This window comes from Bifidobacterium tibiigranuli (assembly GCF_022655035.1).
Classification (GTDB): Bacteria; Actinomycetota; Actinomycetes; order Actinomycetales; family Bifidobacteriaceae; genus Bifidobacterium; species Bifidobacterium tibiigranuli_A.
This window is the reverse complement of record NZ_JALCUA010000007.1, coordinates 83,560-101,575: the sequence shown is the minus strand read 5'-3', so window position 1 is coordinate 101,575 and position 18,016 is coordinate 83,560. Positions and strand designations below refer to the sequence as shown.

Below are 18,016 nucleotides of genomic sequence, written 5' to 3'. Positions count from 1 at the left end.
CCCAATGCCTACCGCAACCCGCGCAACCCGATTGCGCCTACACCGCCTCGGCGGCCAGCGCGTGCAAATGCTCGCGATGCGCCCGCTGCTCGCGCGGATCAGGCACCGGCAGCGAGGCGAGGAGCTTGCGCGTGTAGGGATTCTCCGGGCGTTCGATGACCTGGTCGGCGTCGCCGTGCTCGACGATGCGGCCCTGATGCATCACCATGATGCGGTCGGCGAGCATATCGACAACCGCGAGATCGTGGGTGATGAACAGGCAGGCGAAGCCGATTTCAATCTGCAGCTTCTTGAACAGCTCAAGCACCTTGGCCTGCACCGACACATCGAGCGCCGAAGTCGGCTCGTCAGCGATAAGCAATGACGGCTTCAGCGCGAGCGCCCGGGCCAGCGAGGCGCGCTGGCGCTGGCCGCCGGACAGCTCGTGCGGGAAGCGGTTCATATACGCTCTCGGCAGCTGGACCATTTCGAGCAGATCGCCCACATAGTCCTTCGCATCGGCCACCGACGAGTACTTATGATGCACGAGCAGCGGCTCGGCAACGTTCTCGGCTATGGTCATCAGCGGGTCGAAGGAGCTGCCCGGATCCTGGAACACGAATCCGATATCGGCGCGCTTGGGCTTGAAGTCGCGTTCCTTGACGCCGTTCATCTCGACGCCGAGCACGTTCAGCGAGCCGCCGGAAACCTTCTGCAGGCCGGCGATCGCCCGCCCGGTCGTGGATTTGCCGGAGCCGGACTCCCCCACCAGGCCAAGCACTTCGGAGCGGTGAATCGTGAAGTCGACGCCGTCGACCGCCACGAAATCAGGCTGCATGAGACGCCCGGGGTAGGTGATGGTCAGGCCCTTGGCCTCGACGGCGACCGGCTCCTGACGCCAGTCGGACGAGCGCTCAAGCGCCTTGCCTTCGTCGTCGTGCACCGTGAGCTGCTGCCCGATGCGCGGCACCGCCGCCAGCAAGCGCTGCGTGTACTCGGCCTGCGGATGGTAGAAGATCTGCTCCACATCGCCCTGCTCGACCACATGCCCGCGGTACATGACCACGACCTGATCGGCGATGTCGGCGACCACGCCCATATTGTGCGTGATGATGAGCACGCTGGCACCGAACTCGTCACGAGCCAGGCGCAGCAGGTCGAGTATCTCGGCCTGCACGGTCACGTCGAGCGCGGTAGTCGGCTCGTCCGCGAGGATCAGCCCGGGATTGAGCACAAGCGCCATCGCGATGACGATGCGCTGCTTCTGCCCGCCGGAGAACTGGTGCGGATAGTAGTCCACACGGGTCTCAGCGTCAGGGATGCCGACCTTCTTGAGAATATCGACGGCTTTGGCGCGCAGCTCTTTCTTGTCTTTCAGGCCATGCGCGCGCAGGCCTTCTTCGATCTGCCAGCCAATAGTGAACACAGGATTGAGCACGGAGCCCGGCTCCTGGAACACCATCGCAGCCTCGTCGCCCCGCATACGGCGCAGCTGCTCGCCGGACAGCGCCAAGGCATCCAGCTCGCCGGTGCCGTCACGACGCGCGAGATAGACCGCGCCCGAAGTGGCGGCTGTCACCGGCAGCAGCTTGATGATCGAGCGCGCCGTGACGGATTTGCCGGAGCCGGACTCGCCGACCACGCCGACGACCTTGCCCTTCGGAATCGTGAAGTCGACGCCGTCAATGGCCTTGATGGAGCCGGCGTCAGTCATGAATGACACGCTCAGATCGTCGATGCGAGCCAGCTCATCCTTGCCTAGATGCGGCGTCGCCGTGGCCGCTGTTGCCGCCGTGACCGGCGTCGACGTGGCCGCTGTTGCCGCTGTTGCGGTTTCACTCATCGCGCGCCTCCTTTTCAGTTGTTGCGTCTGCGCTGTCAGCGCTGTCAGGCTCCTCGCCCGCAGTCGCCGCAATACGCAGGGATTCCAGCTCCGCCGCCACCTCGTTGGCTTCGCCGGGCTTCTCGTTCGGGTCGACCGACGTGTCTTCGATGGATCCGACGACTTCGCCTGCGGACTTGCGCGTGCGCAGCCGCGGATCGGCCAGATCGTTAAGCGATTCGCCGACCAGCGTGATGCCAAGCACGATGAGCACGATGGCCAGGCCCGGGAAGATGGCGGTCCACCAGATGCCGGCGGTCACATCGGCCACCGAGCGATTGAGGTCGTAGCCCCATTCGGCTGCAGCGGTCGGCTCGATACCGAAGCCAAGGAAGCCCAGCCCCGCCAGCGTCAGAATCGCCTCGGAGGAGTTGAGCGTCAGGATGACCGGCAGGGTGCGCGTCGAGTTCCTGAGCAAATGCTTGGTCATGATGCGCCAAGTCGAGGCTCCGACCACCTTGGCCGATTCCACGTAGGCCGATTCCTTGATGCGGATGACCTCGGCGCGAATCGTGCGGAAGTACTGCGGAATATAGACGACCGTAATTGACAACCCGGAGGCGAGAATGCCCCCCCACAGGCTCGACTGGCCGCCAGAGATAACGATGGCCATGAGAATCGCCAGCAGCAGCGAGGGGAAGGAGTAGATGGCGTCCGCGATCACCACGAGCACGCGATCCACCCAGCCGCCGAAGTAGCCGGAGACCAGACCCAGCAGCACGCCGGCGAATATGGAGAGCAGCACGGCTATGACGATGGCGATCACTGCGGTGCGCGTGCCCCAGACCGTACGGCTGAACACGTCGAAGCCGCCGACCGTGGTGCCCCAGATGTGCCCAGCGCCTGGCGCGCTTTGCGTCGGGAAGGCCACGCCGTTCGCATCCTTGATCTGCGAGAAGCCGTATGGCGCGATCACCGGAGCGAAGATGGCGACCAGCAGGAAGAACGCGGTGATGACCAGCCCGGCCACCAGCATGCCCTTCTGCCAGCCGACGGCGATGGAGAGGTCCTTCGCAAGCGGCAGCCGGGACAGCCACGGCACGGGCTTGCGCACCTTGAGGTTGTCGAGCCGTTCGTCGCCGGGGACCGTGACGGTATTCGCTGTATTGTCGCTCATCGTCAGTACCTCACTCTCGGGTCGATGAGGGCGCTGATCACGTCCACGATGAAGTTCACCACGGACACGATGATCGCGATGAGAATCACGATGCCCTGCACGGCGACGAAGTCACGGGCCTTGAGATAGTTGGACAGCATGAAGCCCAGGCCCTTCCATTCGAAGGTCGTCTCGGTCAGCACCGCACCGGCGAGCAGCATGGCTATTTGCATGCCCATGACGGTGATGATCGGGATGAGCGCCGGCTTCCACGAATGCTTGGACAGCAGCCGCTTCTCCGAGACGCCACGCGAGCGGGCGGCCTCGATGTAGTCGGAATTATATGTGGAGATGACATTCGTGCGCACCAGTCGGATGAATACGCCTGCGGTCAGCAGCCCCAGCGCCAGCGAGGGCAGCACGGCATGCGCGAGCACATCCAGCAGGACATGCATATCGCCCAGCTGCAATGCGTCGATGATGTAGAGCCCGGTCGGCGAGACCAGCCGGTTGAACTGCATATCCGTAGACAACGAGGAGCGCCCGGAGCTCGGCAGCACGGTGAGCCAGGTGGAGAACACCAGCTTGAGCACCAGCCCCAGGAAGAACACCGGCGTGGCGTAGCACAGGATCGCGAAGACCCTGATGCCCGCATCCGCGCCGTGGTCTCGGTGCTTGGCTGCGATGCGCCCCAGGCCGATGCCTACGACAAGCGCCACAATCAATGACAGCATCGCCAGTTCGAGCGTGGCCGCGCCGTAGTGCACCAGAATCGAGCTGACCGGCTGATTGTCCGTGAGCGTGGTGCCCAGGTCGCCGTGCAGCAGATTGCCCAGATATTGAAAATATTGCACGATAAGCGGACGGTCGTACCCTGCGTCATGGATGCGCCGCTGCAGCTCCTGCGGGCTCAGACGGCCGCCCTGGGCCGCGGAGATCGGGTCGCCCGTAGCGCGCATGACGAAGAACACGACGGTAACGAGTATGAACACGGTCGGGATGATCAGCAGGAATCTGGTGACGACGAAGCGGAAGAATCCGCCTGAGATCCTGTTCTTCTTAGGTTTTTCGGCAGCGTTGTCCGGCACTCCGGATGGTTGTTCCGGTGGCCCTGCGACCGGATTCTCGGGCGGTTTCTTCTCCGCCTCGTGTCTGGCCGACGGCTCGGGCACGGCTGCGGACTGCATGGCGCTCTGCGACACTTGGAGCAGCTCCTTCAATCAAGGAATAATCAAAATCAATAATCAAACAATCAGTTGACTAGTCAGGTAATGACTTCGTCAGGTAATCACCCAGTCAGTTCATACCATGGCATAAACACGATATAGGCACAGGCGTAATCACAATCACAACCGCAACCACAACCACAAGCGCAGCCAATGCAGCAATGCCGGGGCCTGCGCGCTACAAGCGACAGACCCCGGCATCATTGCTGGTTGCCCTGCTGGTCAGGACTTCGCCCCTGCGACGCCTAGGGGCGGCACGGTCATGGGGACCGCGAACGCCCTCAGGCAGCATGAGTTCAGGACTTGGTCACCGAGGCATAGCGGAAGCGGAAGGACGCATCAAGCACTACGCCTTTGATCTTCGTGCTGGTGGCGGCGACCTGGTTGCCCTGCAGCAGCGGCAGCGTCGGCAGATCCTTGGTCACGAGGGCCTGAATCTGCTTGAGCGTCTGCTCGCGGGCGGTGGCGTCGGTCTGGCCGGCCTGCTTCGCAATCAGGTCGTTGACCTCCTTGTTCGCGTAGCCGTTGTTGACGAAGTTGCCGTCGCGGAAGAACGGGGAGAGGTAGTTGTCAGGGTCCGAGTAGTCCGGGAACCAGCCGAGCTGATAGACCGGATAGCTGCCGTCGGAATCCTTAGTGACGACGCGCTCCTTGCTGTACTGCGTCCACTCGGTCTGCTGCAGGTCGACCTTGAACAGACCGCCGGTTTCAAGCTGCGACTTGACTGCCGCGTACTCGTCGGATGAGGAGGAGCCGTAGTGGTCGCTGTTGTACTGCAGCTTGAGGTCCACCGGCGAGGTGATGCCCGCGGCGGCGAGCGTCTGCTTCGCCTTGTCCAGGCTCGGCTTGCCACTGCCATCGCCGTAGGCGGCCTTGAGTGTGTCCTCGTGGCCGGCCAGCCCGTCAGGAATGTAGGAGAACATCGGCGTATAGGTGTTCTTGTAGACCTTGGTGGCCAGCTCCTGGCGATCGATGAGGTCGGCGACAGCCTGGCGCACGGCGGATGCCTTGGCCGGGTCGGCGTCAGGCTGGGACGCGCCGAAGGGCTGGATCTTGAAGTTGAAGGTCAGCATGCGCGCCTCGCCGCCTGGGCCTTTGACGATGTCGATCTTCTTGTCCTTGGACAGGTCGCTGATATCCGTAGGCGTGAGCGAGCGATAGGCGATGTCGACCTGGCCCTGCTGCACCGCCATCTTCAGGTTCGAAGCGTCGGCGAAGTACTGCACCTGCACGGCGCTGTTCTTGGCCGGGGTCAGGCCCTGGTAGGAGTCGTTCTTGGCGTAGGATGCCGTCTCGTTGAGCTTGAACGAATTGAGCTTGTACGGCCCGGCGAAGGCATCGGCCTTGACGATGGCGTCTGCAGGCGTGAGCTTGTCGGCGGAGAAGACCTGCTCGTCGACAATAGGGCCTGCCGGGCTGGACAGCACCTGCGTCAGCGTCACATCATGAGGCACTGCATCATTGAAGACCACGGTCGTGGGATCGGGCGCCTCGACCGAGGAGATGTTGGCCAGCAGCGAGCTGGGGCCGTTCTCGTCGTTGATCTTCTTGATGCGGTCGATGGAGAACTTCACATCGGAGGAGGTCAGGTCATGGCCGTTGGCGAATTTCAGGTCCTTCTTGAGCTTGACGGTGAACTTGGTGCCGTCGGCGCTCCACGTGCCGTTGTCCGCGGCGATGTCAGGGCTGAGCTTCGCCGTGTTGTAGTTCTGCGCGTACAGGAACGGGAACACCTGAATCTGCACGGCGTAGGAGCCGTTGTCATAGGAGCCGGCCGGGTCGAGGCTAACGACCTTGTCGGTGGTGCCGATGGTGATGGCGGAGCCGCTGCCTGCGGAACCGCTGTCCTTCACGCCGCCGCATGCGGCAAGCGAGGCAAGCGTCGCGATCGCTGCGAGCGCTGCCAGAGTCTTCTTGTATTTCACTGCTTTCCTCTCTATCGGTGAGCTATCTGCTGTGTGTATCGGATCGAGCCAAATCACGGCCGGATCACATGGCCACGTGTCGGGGCCGGCATCCCACTGAGTATAAATGACGTGTTATTACCCGCAAGTTTCGCCACAGGCGTGGCGCGACGACACGCGACTTGCAAGTGACACACGCGACTTGCGTCAGAGAATTAACTCGATTAACCTATACTGTGAGTTCTGATTCAACGAGGAACGAATTCGATGCCAAAGCTCTAAGGGGGTGTCATGCGCACGGTACAGACCGTCACATCCCAAGCGAAGGTTTCCGAATCCAATAGGTCGCGCATCCTGCACCACCTGTTCCGCAATGGCATATGCTCACGTGCGCAGATATCCAAGGCCTTGGGGCTCACCCCTGCCGCCATCACCAAGATCACCGCCCGCCTGCTTGACGCCGGCATCATCGAAGAGACCGGCGACATCGAAGGCGATAAGAACCGGCGCTCCATCGGCTTGCGGCTCGACGAGAACCTCTTCCATTTCATCGGCGTCAAGTTCGCGCGCAGCATCGTGCAGATCGGGGTCTTCAATCTCGCCGGATTATGTCTTTCGCTGCGCGATCTGCCCACCGTCACCAACGATACGATTCCGCAGACCATACAGCTCGTGCATACCAGCGTGGATGCGCTGCTCGGCACCGACCCGCGCATCATCGCCGTGGGGATGGCGGTTCCCGGGCCTTATCTGCGCACTGTCGGGCGCACCGTGCTCGTTTCCTCGATGCGTGCCTGGCGCGCGGTCAATTTCTTGCGTGAATTCAAAGGCGCTTTCCGCGTTCCCGTCTTCATCGAGCAGGATGCCAGGGCCGGCGCGCTCGCCAACTATCTGTTCGACCGCAGCAGCTCCTGCTCGAATCTCGCGTATTATCTGATCGGCGAGGGCGTGGGACTGGGCATCATCGACAGCGGCACACTCATCAACGGCACGCTCGGCGCCGCCACTGAGCTGGGCCATATCAGCATCGATATGCACGGCCGGCCTTGCGAATGTGGCAACGTCGGATGCCTCGAACGCTACTGCTCGGCCGTGGTGATCCACGAGACCATCATCAGCCGCGATCTGGTGCCGCACGCTAAGGAACTTGGGCATGCCGAGGCGTGCAACGCCCTATTCCAGCTGGCCGACGCCGGCGACGCACGCGCACGGCTGCTGGTCGAAGAGGTGGGGCAGTATGCCGGATTCGGCTGCGTGACCATCATCAACGGCTACAATCCCGAGCGCATCGTCATCGGCGATATCGTGGCACAGGGCGGCCAGCGGCTGCTGAGCGCCATCCGCGAGGTCGTCGACGAGCACGTGATTCCCGAGCTGCGCGACTCCACGACGATCACATTATCCGCCCTGCCCAGCGATGCCGTGATATGCGGCGCTGCAGCAGTGGCGATCATCTATTTTTTGGATCATCCCTCGATGTTTTTCGATGTCGCTACGGCATCCATGTCGTCGAATGCTCCGAAACGGTAACACAACCATAGGAAAGGGAAACCAATGACCAAGCCAATCGTTCTCTCCTTAGGAGAATTGCTGTGGGATATGCTCCCCAGCGGCAAGCGCGCTGGCGGCGCCCCCGTCAACTTCGCCTATCATGCAGCGATGAACGGCGTCGAGGGCTACGCGATCAGCGCCCTCGGCCAGGACGATCTCGGCGACGAGCTGCTGCTCGAAACCGAGAAGTCGGGCGTGAAGTCCATCATCCAGCGCAACGCCTGGCCGACCGGCACCGTGCAGGTCGCGCTCAAGAACGGCATCCCCGAGTACACGATCGTCAAGAACGTCGCTTGGGATCACATTCTGCTGACGCGCGAGCTCATCGACCTGGTGAAGAAGGCGGACGCCGTATGCTTCGGCACCCTCGCCCTGCGTTCGCAGGAATCGCATGACACCATCATCGAGCTGCTCAAGCACACCAAGCCGAACGCGCTGAAGTTCTTCGACATCAACCTGCGCGGCGACCACTACTCGAAGCAGCTCATCGAAGAGCTGCTCGAGAGCGCCACCGTCTTCAAGCTCAATGACGCCGAACTGCTGCTGCTGCGCGACATGTTCGACATCCGCGGCGCTTCGGACGACGAGGCCTGCCGCTGGTTCCTCTCCCAGTATAACCTCGACTACGTGGTGCTGACCGGTGGCTCGACCTTCAGCACGATCATCTCGAAGACCAACGAGAGCTCCACGCTGGCGACGCCGCACGTCGAAGTGGTCGACACCGTCGGCGCTGGCGACTCGTTCTCCGGCACCTTCACCGCGAAGATCCTGACCGGCTCCACGCTGGAAGAGGCGCATCGCACGGCCGTGAACACCTCGGCCTTCGTGTGCACCAAGGACGGCGCGTGGCCCAAGTACCCCGAGCAGATGCCCGATTACCTGGCCGAGCAGAAGGCCTGAGCGGGCGCGCCCTTTCTTCTTGAGGCCGTCGCGAATGAGCATTGACGTTCGTGACGGCCTTGGGACCGCCGCAGTGACTTGCAACCGATAGCTGCCCGGCAGCCCCGGTAGCCCCGGCAGCTCGGCAGCGAACTCGCCCAACTCTACCGACCGCATATACCCAGAGAAAAGAAAGAGAAAGCCATGAGCACCACCACCGCCCAACCAGCTGGCAAGTCCAAGGGCTTCAAAGCCCTGGTACCTGTTATGTCGGCATTCTTCGTCATGGGCTTCGTCGACCTCGTCGGCACAGCCACCAACTACATCAAGCCCGAATTCAATCTCTCCAATTCCCAAACGAACCTGTTCACCACGATGGTGTTCTTCTGGTTCTTCATCTTCTCCGTGCCCACCGGCGTAATGATGCACCGGATCGGCAAGCGCAAGACCGCAGTCCTCTCGATTGTCGTCACGCTATTCGCCATGCTGCTGCCGATTCTCGCGTATCTGGCGATGTCGGGAACCGCACGCCTGTGGACGATGATCGTTTCCTTCATCCTTCTAGGCGTGGGCAACACGATCATGCAGGTCGCGCTCAACCCGCTGATGACGCTGTTTGTCAAGGGAGACAAGCTCGCTTCCACGCTGACCACCGGGCAGTTCGTCAAGGGCTTCGCTTCCTTCTTCGCCCCGATCATCGCCGGCTGGGGCTTCTCGCAGCTCAATCACGCATGGTGGATTCTCTACGTCATCTACCTGGTCATCGGCGTCGTCGTGTGCGTCGCGCTGTGGTTCGACCAGATCGAAGAACCGGCCGAAGAAGTCACGAACCCCACGATCATCGGCTGCCTCAAGCTGCTCGGCAACCGCGTCGTGCTGCTGTGCTTCATCGGCATTGTGTGCCATGTCGGCATCGACGTCGGCATTAACGCGCAGGCACCGCGCATCCTGATGGAGCACACCAGCGTCCCGCTGGCCATCGCAGGCGGTGCAACCTCCGTGTACTTCGCCTTCCGCACGCTGGGCTGCCTCACTGGCAGCATCGTGCTGCAGCGCATGAGCACCAAGCTGGCGCTGCGCATCTGCGGCGGCATTCTGGTGCTTTCGGTGATCTGCTTCGGCATCTTCTCCACGGTTACGAGCAACCCGCCGCAATGGCTGTTCTACGTCGCGGTGGCGCTCGTCGGCTTCGGCAATTCCAACGTGTTCTCGCTCTTCCTCTCGCAGGCGCTGCTCAACCAGCCCAAGCGTCAGAACGAGGTCTCGGGCCTGATGATCATGGGCCTGATCGGCGGCGCTGTGTTCCCGCCCATCATGGGTGTCGCAGCCGATGCGATGGGCGAGATCGGCTCGATCATCATCGTGGCCGTTGCTGTGGTCTATGTCATGATCGTCGGACTGATGTACGGTCTGCTGGAAACGCGCAAGGCGGCACGAGTGTGACTGCTGAGCGTCTGGCTGCCTAGTGTTGACTAGTTAGCGTCTGACTGCTTGAATTTGGCTGCTGGGCATGGGAACATTCCCGCTTAGCTGACATACGAGCTAGGGAAATCCTAGGATATGGTGCATTGATTGCATCGCATCCTAGGATTTTCTGCGTCTTACGGCTGGCTTGGTGACTTGACGCTCGGGGCTCCCCTACGCTGTCCGTTACTCGCTACGCACTATTTGCTACTCGCTGTTCGCTACTGGACGGCTTCGGATTCAAGCACCATATCGATATGAGGAATGTCGTCTTCCAGATAGACCGGCGAAACGGCGACGAAGCCGAAGGAGCCATAGAAGTCCTTGAGCCGGTGCTGCGCCGCGATTTTAATGCCTGTGCCCGGGTAGAGCCGCCATATCTCATCGATACCTGCACGCAGTAGCCGGCGTGCAAGACCCTGCCCTCGAAACTCCTTGACGACGATTACTCGGCCAAGGCTCATATGCACGCCGTCGTCGTGCGGGACGATTCGCGCGTAGGCGACAAGCCGTCCGTCGCGCCTGAGCATGACGTGCCGCGCAGCGAAATCCTTGTCATCGATCTCTTGGTATGGGCAGGTCTGCTCGACCACGAAGACGCGCACCCGCTCGCGCATGAGCTCCACCAGCTGCGCCGCGTCCAGATCGCGTGTGTCAGCGAAGCTCAGCTCGATGTTGTCCGCCGCATCGGCGATGGATGTGGGCTCGGCAGAACATGATGCGAAACAGCTCGCTGCACGATTATCGCTGCGCATCGCTGCATCATTATCGTCATTCGCTTCGGTCATGCCACGCCTTCCTCGCCACTCACGCCCACGCGCGGGTGCTAACAACAGTTCCCGACCATAGTAGACCGAGCACGGACACGACGGGACACGCGGCATTCGGCTGCACGCAACCGAATGCACCTGTTCGCCGCAAGCCTCGGTCAGCGCAGTTTCCTACTCAGCGCAGTGCTTACTCAGCGCAGTGCTTACTCAGAGCAGCGCCCCGACAGCCGATTGCGCGGCGGCAAGCACATCACCGTTCATAATCGAGGCCGCGACGCCTTCGATCTGCGGAGTAGTCCAGATATCGCGCATTTCCGGGCCGACCGCGCCTGCGGATTTGCGCACCACCTGATACACGGCAGCGCCGGCGGCACCCGGCTGGTATGGCTTGCGGAAGTCGTAGGACCGCGCGGAACAGATGAGCTCGATGGCCAGCACGCGGGCGAAAGCCGGAATCGACCGGCGCAGCTTGCGCGCAGCGGCCCAACCCATCGAAACATGATCCTCCTGCATGGCCGAGCTGGGAATCGAGTCCACGGAGGCCGGCACTGCATTGCGCTTCATCTCGGAAACCATGCCGGCAGCGGTGTACTGGGCGATCATCAGCCCGGAATCCACGCCCGGATCGCCTGCCAGGAACGCCGGCAGGCCGCGGTTGCGCGAGGTATCGAGGAAGCGGTCGGTGCGCCGCTCGCTGATCGACGCAGCATCGGCCGTGGGAATCGCCAGGAAGTCGAGCACATAGGCCAGCGGCGCGCCGTGGAAGTTGCCATTCGACTCCACGCGACCGTCAAGGGTTACGCAAGGGTTGTCGATGGCCGAGCCGAGCTCGATATTGGCGACTGATGCGGCGTATTCCACCGTGTCGCGGGCCGCGCCATGCACCTGCGGGGTGCAGCGCAGCGAATACGCATCCTGCACGCGCACAGTCGCGCCGGGACGGCCCGCTTCGATCAGCCCGGAGCCGCGCAGCATGGCGGCGATATTCGCAGCGGAATCGGCCTGTCCCTGATGCGGGCGCAGCGCCTGCAAGTCGGCGGCGAACACGCGGTCGTTGCCCAGCATGCCCTCCACGCTCATCGCAGCGGCGATGTCGGCGGTCTTGAGCAGCAGCCGCAGATCGGTGATGGCCATGCACAGCATGCCAAGCATGCCGTCGGTGCCGTTGACCAGCGCCAGCCCTTCCTTCTCCTTGAAGTCCACGGGCGTAATACCCGCGTCGGCCAAGGCCTTGCCGCCAGACACCTTGCGCCCGGAAGCGTCATAGGCCTCGCCTTCGCCCATGGCTACGAGCGCGCAGGCAGCAAGCGGCGCGAGATCTCCGGAGCAGCCCAGCGAACCGTATTCGTAGACCACGGGCGTGATGCCGGCGTTGAGCATATCGGCGTAGACCTGTGCGGTTTCGGGGCGCACGCCGGTGCGTCCAGTGCACAGCGTGGACAGGCGCAGCGCAAGCAGCGCACGCACCACTTCGCGTTCGACCTCAGGACCAGCGCCGGCGGCATGCGAGCGAATCAGGCTTTTCTGCAGTTGCGAGCGCTGCTCGCGCGGTATCGATGTGGAGGCGAGCGCGCCAAAACCGGTGGAGATGCCGTAATGCGGCACCGTGTCGCCGGCCAGGTCCTCGATGATCGCGCGGCTGAGGGCCATTTCGCGTTGGGACTGCTTGTCTATGACGACCTTGGCGTTGCGCCGCGCCACCGCGATAACCTCATCCACGCTCAAGGCGCCGATGCCGACGCTGACCGAAGCCTGCTGCTGCGACTGTCCAATACTCATAGTTCCTCGTTTCGCTGTATGGGCCGGCGGACGGCTGTATGCCAGCCCGCCGCGCCATGCTTGCTGTGCGCTATTGTCTCTGTGCGCTATTGTCGTCGTTCATGCATCGAGGAATTCCGGTGCGACATGATTTTGTGTCCGAAATATCAGACAGTTAATCTGTACAGACTATGACTCTTACGAATGATGTGACCGCTATGCCCAGCGACGAGCTATCTCACGCCGCGCTTGAGCAGCGAGCAGAGCAGCGCCCGAGCGAAAGCCCGCATGCGCATGGCGTCACGCCGGCGGCCGAGCGCACGCTCGATATTCTGGAATTCATCGCCACCCACGGCGAGACGCGTGCGGCGATGCTCGCGCGGGAGCTTGGCATCCCGCGTTCGAGCGTCTACCAGTTGCTTGATGTGCTGGAACGGCACGGCTTCGTGACCTGTCTCAAGGACCGGCACACCTATGGCATCGGATTGAAGACTTTTGAAATGGGATCGGCCTATTCACGCCAGCATCGCGTCTCGCGCATCGCCCATCCGGTGTTGGCCCGACTCGTGGACGACACGGGCGAGAACGGCCATCTTGCAGTGTTGCACGGCTCGCAGATCGTCTACGTGCTTGAGGAGCGAGCCGCAGGTCGCCCGCCGCTGGTCTCCGGCGTCGGCGTGCGCCTGCCGAGTCACCTGACCGCCAGCGGCAGAGCCATGCTCGCAGGATTGCCCCGCGCCCAAGTCGATGCGCTCTACCCCAATCGCGCCGCATTCGTCGACCGTACCGGCATCGGCCCCAAATCTCCAAAAGAGCTGCGTGCACTGCTCAACGCGATACAGCTGACAGGCTTCGCCGAAGAGCATGGCGATGTGACTCCCGGATTCGATTCCTATGCAGTGGCCATCCGCGACTACAACGGCTACCCCATCGCCGGCCTGGCCTTGACCTTCGTCAGCAATGCGCTGAGCGCCGAGCGACTCGACGCACTGCGCAACCGGCTGAAACTCGCCGGCGAAGAGCTGTCGCGCGATTTGCAATAGGGCTGTGGCATGTGCGGCTGGCGGACACGGCTGCCGATGACTGTCTGTCAGCGTCATACGATGATGCCGATATGGCAGGCAAATTAACAGCGCGCCAGAACGATGATATGGCTGTTTTAGGAAACAGTCTTACAGCCCTATCTCCTCGGTGTCGAAGACGATGGTCACGGGGCCGTCGTTGACGAGGGCAATCTGCATATGTGCGCCGAAACGGCCCTCCTGCACCGTGAGCCCTTCGGCGCGCAGTGCTTCGTTGAACGCCAACCATACTGTTTTCGCATGCTCAGGCTTTCCCGCTGTCACAAAACTAGGGCGATTACCGCGCTTGACGTCGGCGAAAAGCGTGAATTGCGAGATTGAGAGCACCTGCCCGTTTACGTCATGGATGGAGCGGTTCATTTTGCCTTGCTCGTCCTCGAACACGCGCAGATGCGAGATCTTATGCGCGAGCCACGCCACCTCGCGCTCGCCGTCGCTATCGGCGACCCCTACTAGCAGCACATATCCGGCACCGATGGCGGCATGGTAGGGCTGCACGTCAGGCAGGTCTTCGGCGTTGACGTTGGTGCCTGCCATATCGGCCATCTCGGCACCTTCGATATCGACGCTGGCTTGGCTGACGCGCTGCAAGATGACTTTCATACTCTCACAGCATAGTCGCAGCAATCATTTGGCATATTCGTTCAATTCGGTATATAGTGAAATGTCCGGTCGAAAGCCGGGTTTGATAATTCAATATGGGGCTGATCGGTTTCGACGGTGACCTGTTCGTCGCAGGGAAGCGTGCCGAGAACGCAGGGTCCGCTCGTGGATGACCCCTGCAAACAATTAAGTGCTAAATCTAATCGCACTGAGTTCGCTCTCGCTGCCTGATTTTTAGTCAGGATTAACCAGTGAGCAGCTGCTCCGTCCACTCCCTCGTGTCTTCGGGGGGATGTTGGGCGTTATAAGAGGACTTGCTTGAAGCGCTGCGCCGCAGGGCGTTTCAGGGACTTTTTCTGCAGCTATGCCCGCCATCGGTCGTCTGCGACACGATGGGAGCAGAAAAATTGCCACACGGCCGGCAGACTACGCACGTAGAAGACTGAGGGTACGGTCATCGGACCGGGGTTCAATTCCCCGCAGCTCCACCAACACAACGCCATCCAAGGCAGCTTGGGTGGCGTTTTTCGTTGTCATTACGCTTTGGTCTATCCCCGTCCACAAGGCTTACTGGCAGAAATACGCCACTGACTCGCGGTAAGCGGCCGAATTCTGCCAGTTATGTGAGCAGTTGGATGTTTCTATGCACGTGTCTCAGGCGTCAGACTTGGACACCTGATTGAGGAAGGCACGTACCGCTGGGCTAGAGGCGGCATCGCGTCTCCATATCAGGCGTTTGCGCAGGGTCAGGGGCGGGTTGAAGTGTCTGACGTCAAGTTCGTCAGGGTCCCTGCACCCGTCAGGTCGGTCGTCTTTGTCGGAAGCGGCGGGAGCAGTAGCAGGGAGCATGGAGGCCGCCGTCAGCGCGATTCCCGCACCCTGCCGGGCCATGGCCACGTGCAGGAGCGGGTCGTTGGTCGCGCACATCAGGTCAATCTGATGGTCTGCGCGCGCCGCGTCGATGAGTTCGGCCAATGCTGATTCGTGCGTGTAGCTGATGATGGGACGCCCTGCGAGGTCCGGCCATGATACTCCGGACGCATGGGGAAAACCGCTTGAAATAGCCACTGCCACCACCTCATCCATCATCACGGTGGTGCTGTCAAGTTCTTCGGGCAATGGCACCACTTCGCTCACGGCGACTGCCAGATCGAGCTCCCGAGCATGCACGGCCTCGATCAGCGTGCGGCTGGTTCCATCGACCATCGTGATGCGCACTCCGGGATGGGCACGATGCAGCGCCGCCGCGCAGGCCGGAATCCGAGTATTAGCGGTGCCATTGACGACGCCGATGCGCAAGGTTCCCGTCAGCAATCCGGTTCGTTCGGCGAATGCGTCATGGGCTTGGGCAATCGCGGAAAGCGCCGCGCGCGCATAGGGGACGAGCGTCTCCCCCGCCTCCGTCAACGCGGCACCATCTCGACCTCGGACGAACAGGCGTTCGCCCAGCTCGCGTTCCAATCCGGCGATCTGCCTGCTCAATGAGGGCTGCGCCACCCGGCATCGCACGGCAGCCGCGCTGAACGATTGTTCCTCGTCTACCGCAAGAAAATAGCCAAGCACACGTATATCCATACCTTATAAGCATAGCAGAGGATACTTCTAGGTCTTTGACACATAGAACCTGAGCGGCAACGATGGCACTATGACATTGAAACCCATGCCTCGAAAATCGGGGCCTTTGCAATCTTCACACCCTGAGCAACACTCACATGCCCAGCAATCGCATTCCAGCCAGCAGCAGCCCGATACTGCACGTCCCGCCCGCCGCAGCTTGCTCTATGGAATCGCTTTTCTGTCCTTCTTCGACCGGTTCGCAGCCTCCCCCATGCTGGTCCTCATGAGCGTTCAGGAAGGCACATCCCTCTCCGCGATCGCGACCATGATCGCCGCTTACGGCATCGCCTACGGCTTAGGCCAGCCAATCTGGGGAATATTGGGCGAGCGCCAGGGCCGCCGACGCGCGCTGCTCGTCGCCTTGTCCGGAACCACGCTGACCGGTCTAGCGACCATCCTTGCCCCGACTCTGCCCATGATGGTCGCGGCGCGAACCGCGATGGGGCTGTGCGTCGGAGGCCTGTACCCGCTGCTCCTCACGCTCATCGCCGACACCACGCCCACAGCCCAACGCGGTCAGGCGATCTCCGATCTGCAGGCCTCATCCGCACTGGGAACGACCGTCGCCACGCTGGTTGCCGGTGCAATCGCCACAGCCACCAACTGGCGCGTCGTCGTCGCATTCACCTGCCTAGCAGCGGCAGGCTTCTTCCTTGTACTGCATCGCCAGAGACCTGCCGAATCGTCTCATATCACAAATCAAAACGTCCAGCCCCTCCCCTTCCTTGCCTCCTTCCGCATCGCACTCGCGCCGCGCCCCCTCGCTCTCTACGCCCTCGGATTCGTCGAGGGCGGACTGCTGCTGGGCACGTTGACCTATCTGGCACCCGCCATCGAGACGCTTGGCGTCGCCCCGCAGCTCGCCGGCAGCCTTACCGCAGGTTATGGTATCGCGGTGATCGCCGGGTCCCAGCTCAACAAGACGCTCATGCGCCAGCTGCCACGCCTGCCCATCATGATTGCGGGGGCGCTCATTCTGGCAGTCGCCTACTTCATCGCCGGTCTGCGCCTGTCGGTTCCCACCGTGATCATCGCATCGGTTCTGGTCGGGCTGTCCAACGCCCTGCTCCATTCCGGCCTGCAATCGTGGGCGACCGAGGTTGCTCCGGCAGCGCGCTCCACCACCGTCGCCTTCTTCGCCTGCTCGGTGTTCCTCGGCGCCGGCGTCCTCACCAGCCTCGCCGCACCCGCCATCGCGGCGAACCGCTACACGGTAGTTTTCCTTGTCACAGCAATCGCAGCGCTGCTGCTCACCTTTGCGCTCACGATCGCTGCTTCACGTTTTCATCGCCGCCAACACGAAGAATCGTTATAAAAACCAGCCAGCACAGAGATCACCTATCCGGCGCAACGATTCAATCGGCAACGGCAAGCAGCGGATTGACCACGTCTACGACCCAACGCGGCCAAGTAATTGCTGACTCCCTTAACTCACTACGCGTAATTCGGGATGATCATCATCTCGGGCTGGATGTAGCAGCTGATAAGGGCTCCGGTAATCTGGTCCATGTCATCGTCTTTGAGACGGCCGATTCTGACGGGGTTACGCTCTTCGAGGTCCAAGGCCCGAATCTGCTCGACCTGCGCGTAGCCATCGATCCAGCCATTGCCGTCCTCTCGTTGGACGGCCGCGATGGGCAGATGCAGTTCGAAGTCGCTGCGTCCGTGCGAGATCGCAATGACAACTGTCATGCTGCAATTGCGGTTGTAGTCGTCGTTGCTTACGACGACTACAGGGCGGTGCTTCTTCTGCTCGTGCCCCTTTGACGGGTCGAGATCGACCAGGAGGACATCTCCGTATTCCCATGAGGTCATAGGGCTTCCCTGTCTACGGCCGGTCCTGCGAGTTCCTCAGCGGCCTTGTACTCCTCGGTGCGATTGCGAAACACGTCGGCAAGGCGCGGAACCCGGACGATCCTGACGTTAGTGCGAATTGGGCGTAGCACGATAACACCGTCCTTGACGGTCGCCTCGACACGGGAGCCATCGGCCATGCCCACTTGTTCGCGCATGTCCTTCGGCAAACGCACGGCCTGGGCGTTGCCCCATTTGCTGAGTGTCAGCGTAGCCATATCCACCACCTCCTACAATCGATAGTATGTATATCTTAGTATATACATTATAGGTCGCGCAAGTAGCTCTGCCCGACCGTAGGTGCCGCCTACGCTTCATTCCACTTGGGTCATTCTGGCACCTCGTAGCCGT

At 61.7% G+C, this 18,016-nt stretch carries 15 protein-coding genes and 1 other RNA gene; 6 read left to right on the top strand and 10 right to left on the bottom strand.

From position 1 onward, the window contains the following. Positions 1-37: 37 nt before the first annotated feature. The 4 genes from LKK40_RS08055 to LKK40_RS08040 all read right to left on the bottom strand — a co-directional run bounded on the left by LKK40_RS08055 (position 38) and on the right by LKK40_RS08040 (position 6,108). On the bottom strand, positions 38-1,822 hold the full coding sequence (locus tag LKK40_RS08055; protein ID WP_304310185.1) for a dipeptide ABC transporter ATP-binding protein: 1,785 nt from the start codon (positions 1,820-1,822) through the stop codon (positions 38-40). Further along, positions 1,815-2,978 (bottom strand): ABC transporter permease, encoded by a 1,164-nt coding sequence (locus LKK40_RS08050; protein ID WP_368491400.1) that lies wholly within the window; start codon positions 2,976-2,978, stop codon positions 1,815-1,817. Before LKK40_RS08050 ends, LKK40_RS08055 begins: the two co-directional genes overlap by 8 nt. A gap of 2 nt (positions 2,979-2,980) precedes the next feature. Further along, complete coding sequence (locus LKK40_RS08045) at positions 2,981-4,159, bottom strand: ABC transporter permease (RefSeq protein WP_304310184.1); 1,179 nt, start codon at positions 4,157-4,159, stop codon at positions 2,981-2,983. Positions 4,160-4,479: 320 nt separating this feature from the next. Next, positions 4,480-6,108 carry an ABC transporter substrate-binding protein gene (locus tag LKK40_RS08040; protein ID WP_304310183.1) on the bottom strand — a complete coding sequence of 543 codons (1,629 nt, stop codon included), beginning with the start codon at positions 6,106-6,108 and terminating at the stop codon, positions 4,480-4,482. 270 nt (positions 6,109-6,378) lie between these two features. Between LKK40_RS08040 and LKK40_RS08035 the strand changes: the two genes are divergently transcribed. From LKK40_RS08035 to LKK40_RS08025, 3 genes are all read left to right on the top strand, one after another. Beyond that, on the top strand, positions 6,379-7,617 hold the full coding sequence (locus LKK40_RS08035; protein WP_304310182.1) for an ROK family transcriptional regulator: 1,239 nt from the start codon (positions 6,379-6,381) through the stop codon (positions 7,615-7,617). 24 nt (positions 7,618-7,641) lie between these two features. Next, a complete protein-coding gene (locus LKK40_RS08030; RefSeq protein ID WP_304310181.1) occupies positions 7,642-8,538 on the top strand; it encodes a carbohydrate kinase family protein in 897 nt (298 codons plus the stop codon). Positions 8,539-8,721: 183 nt separating this feature from the next. Continuing rightward, positions 8,722-9,960, top strand: coding sequence for an MFS transporter (locus tag LKK40_RS08025; protein ID WP_304310180.1), 1,239 nt, complete (start codon positions 8,722-8,724; stop codon positions 9,958-9,960). A 242-nt stretch (positions 9,961-10,202) separates the two neighbouring features. Here LKK40_RS08025 and LKK40_RS08020 read toward each other — a convergent pair whose 3' ends face one another. Together LKK40_RS08020 and hutH are read right to left on the bottom strand one after the other, a co-directional pair. Further along, the gene (locus tag LKK40_RS08020; RefSeq protein ID WP_304310179.1) at positions 10,203-10,769 is read right to left on the bottom strand and encodes a GNAT family N-acetyltransferase; all 567 of its coding nucleotides are present in this window, start codon (positions 10,767-10,769) and stop codon (positions 10,203-10,205) included. Between the two features lie 189 nt (positions 10,770-10,958). Beyond that, positions 10,959-12,530, bottom strand: a complete 1,572-nt coding sequence (gene hutH / locus LKK40_RS08015) for a histidine ammonia-lyase (RefSeq protein WP_304310178.1) — start codon at positions 12,528-12,530, stop codon at positions 10,959-10,961. A gap of 170 nt (positions 12,531-12,700) precedes the next feature. Here hutH and LKK40_RS08010 point away from each other — a divergent pair, with 170 nt between their 5' ends. Beyond that, complete coding sequence (locus tag LKK40_RS08010; protein WP_304310177.1) at positions 12,701-13,552, top strand: IclR family transcriptional regulator; 852 nt, start codon at positions 12,701-12,703, stop codon at positions 13,550-13,552. 129 nt (positions 13,553-13,681) lie between these two features. On the opposite strand, the gene dtd is transcribed toward LKK40_RS08010, so the two are convergent. Then, positions 13,682-14,194, bottom strand: coding sequence for a D-aminoacyl-tRNA deacylase (gene dtd, locus LKK40_RS08005; RefSeq protein ID WP_304310176.1), 513 nt, complete (start codon positions 14,192-14,194; stop codon positions 13,682-13,684). Between the two features lie 97 nt (positions 14,195-14,291). Here dtd and ssrA point away from each other — a divergent pair. After that, positions 14,292-14,685, top strand: a transfer-messenger RNA (tmRNA) gene (gene ssrA, locus LKK40_RS08000). Between the two features lie 163 nt (positions 14,686-14,848). On the opposite strand, the gene LKK40_RS07995 is transcribed toward ssrA, so the two are convergent. Then, the gene (locus tag LKK40_RS07995; protein WP_304310175.1) at positions 14,849-15,769 is read right to left on the bottom strand and encodes a LysR family transcriptional regulator; all 921 of its coding nucleotides are present in this window, start codon (positions 15,767-15,769) and stop codon (positions 14,849-14,851) included. Positions 15,770-15,839: 70 nt separating this feature from the next. On the opposite strand from LKK40_RS07995, the gene LKK40_RS07990 reads away from it, so the two are divergent. Next, positions 15,840-17,126: an MFS transporter gene (locus LKK40_RS07990; RefSeq protein ID WP_368491399.1), complete on the top strand. Its 1,287-nt coding sequence runs from the start codon at positions 15,840-15,842 to the stop codon at positions 17,124-17,126. 119 nt (positions 17,127-17,245) lie between these two features. Here the strand turns inward: LKK40_RS07990 and LKK40_RS07985 are convergent, their stop codons facing one another. After that, positions 17,246-17,626: a type II toxin-antitoxin system PemK/MazF family toxin gene (locus LKK40_RS07985; protein WP_304310174.1), complete on the bottom strand. Its 381-nt coding sequence runs from the start codon at positions 17,624-17,626 to the stop codon at positions 17,246-17,248. Then, complete coding sequence (locus LKK40_RS07980) at positions 17,623-17,883, bottom strand: AbrB/MazE/SpoVT family DNA-binding domain-containing protein (RefSeq protein WP_304310173.1); 261 nt, start codon at positions 17,881-17,883, stop codon at positions 17,623-17,625. Before LKK40_RS07980 ends, LKK40_RS07985 begins: the two co-directional genes overlap by 4 nt. Positions 17,884-18,016 lie beyond the last annotated feature (133 nt).

Coding starts and splice junctions, on each gene's coding strand:
- LKK40_RS07980 (WP_304310173.1), bottom strand. CDS start 17,883: ATGGCTACGCTGACACTCAGCAAATGGGGCAACGCCCAGGCCGTGCGT.
- LKK40_RS08050 (WP_368491400.1), bottom strand. CDS start 2,978: ATGAGCGACAATACAGCGAATACCGTCACGGTCCCCGGCGACGAACGG.
- LKK40_RS07990 (WP_368491399.1), top strand. CDS start 15,840: ATGACATTGAAACCCATGCCTCGAAAATCGGGGCCTTTGCAATCTTCA.
- LKK40_RS08055 (WP_304310185.1), bottom strand. CDS start 1,822: ATGAGTGAAACCGCAACAGCGGCAACAGCGGCCACGTCGACGCCGGTC.
- LKK40_RS07995 (WP_304310175.1), bottom strand. CDS start 15,769: ATGGATATACGTGTGCTTGGCTATTTTCTTGCGGTAGACGAGGAACAA.
- LKK40_RS08020 (WP_304310179.1), bottom strand. CDS start 10,769: ATGACCGAAGCGAATGACGATAATGATGCAGCGATGCGCAGCGATAAT.
- LKK40_RS08025 (WP_304310180.1), top strand. CDS start 8,722: ATGAGCACCACCACCGCCCAACCAGCTGGCAAGTCCAAGGGCTTCAAA.
- LKK40_RS08010 (WP_304310177.1), top strand. CDS start 12,701: ATGACTCTTACGAATGATGTGACCGCTATGCCCAGCGACGAGCTATCT.
- LKK40_RS08035 (WP_304310182.1), top strand. CDS start 6,379: ATGCGCACGGTACAGACCGTCACATCCCAAGCGAAGGTTTCCGAATCC.
- LKK40_RS08030 (WP_304310181.1), top strand. CDS start 7,642: ATGACCAAGCCAATCGTTCTCTCCTTAGGAGAATTGCTGTGGGATATG.
- LKK40_RS07985 (WP_304310174.1), bottom strand. CDS start 17,626: ATGACCTCATGGGAATACGGAGATGTCCTCCTGGTCGATCTCGACCCG.
- hutH (WP_304310178.1), bottom strand. CDS start 12,530: ATGAGTATTGGACAGTCGCAGCAGCAGGCTTCGGTCAGCGTCGGCATC.
- dtd (WP_304310176.1), bottom strand. CDS start 14,194: ATGAAAGTCATCTTGCAGCGCGTCAGCCAAGCCAGCGTCGATATCGAA.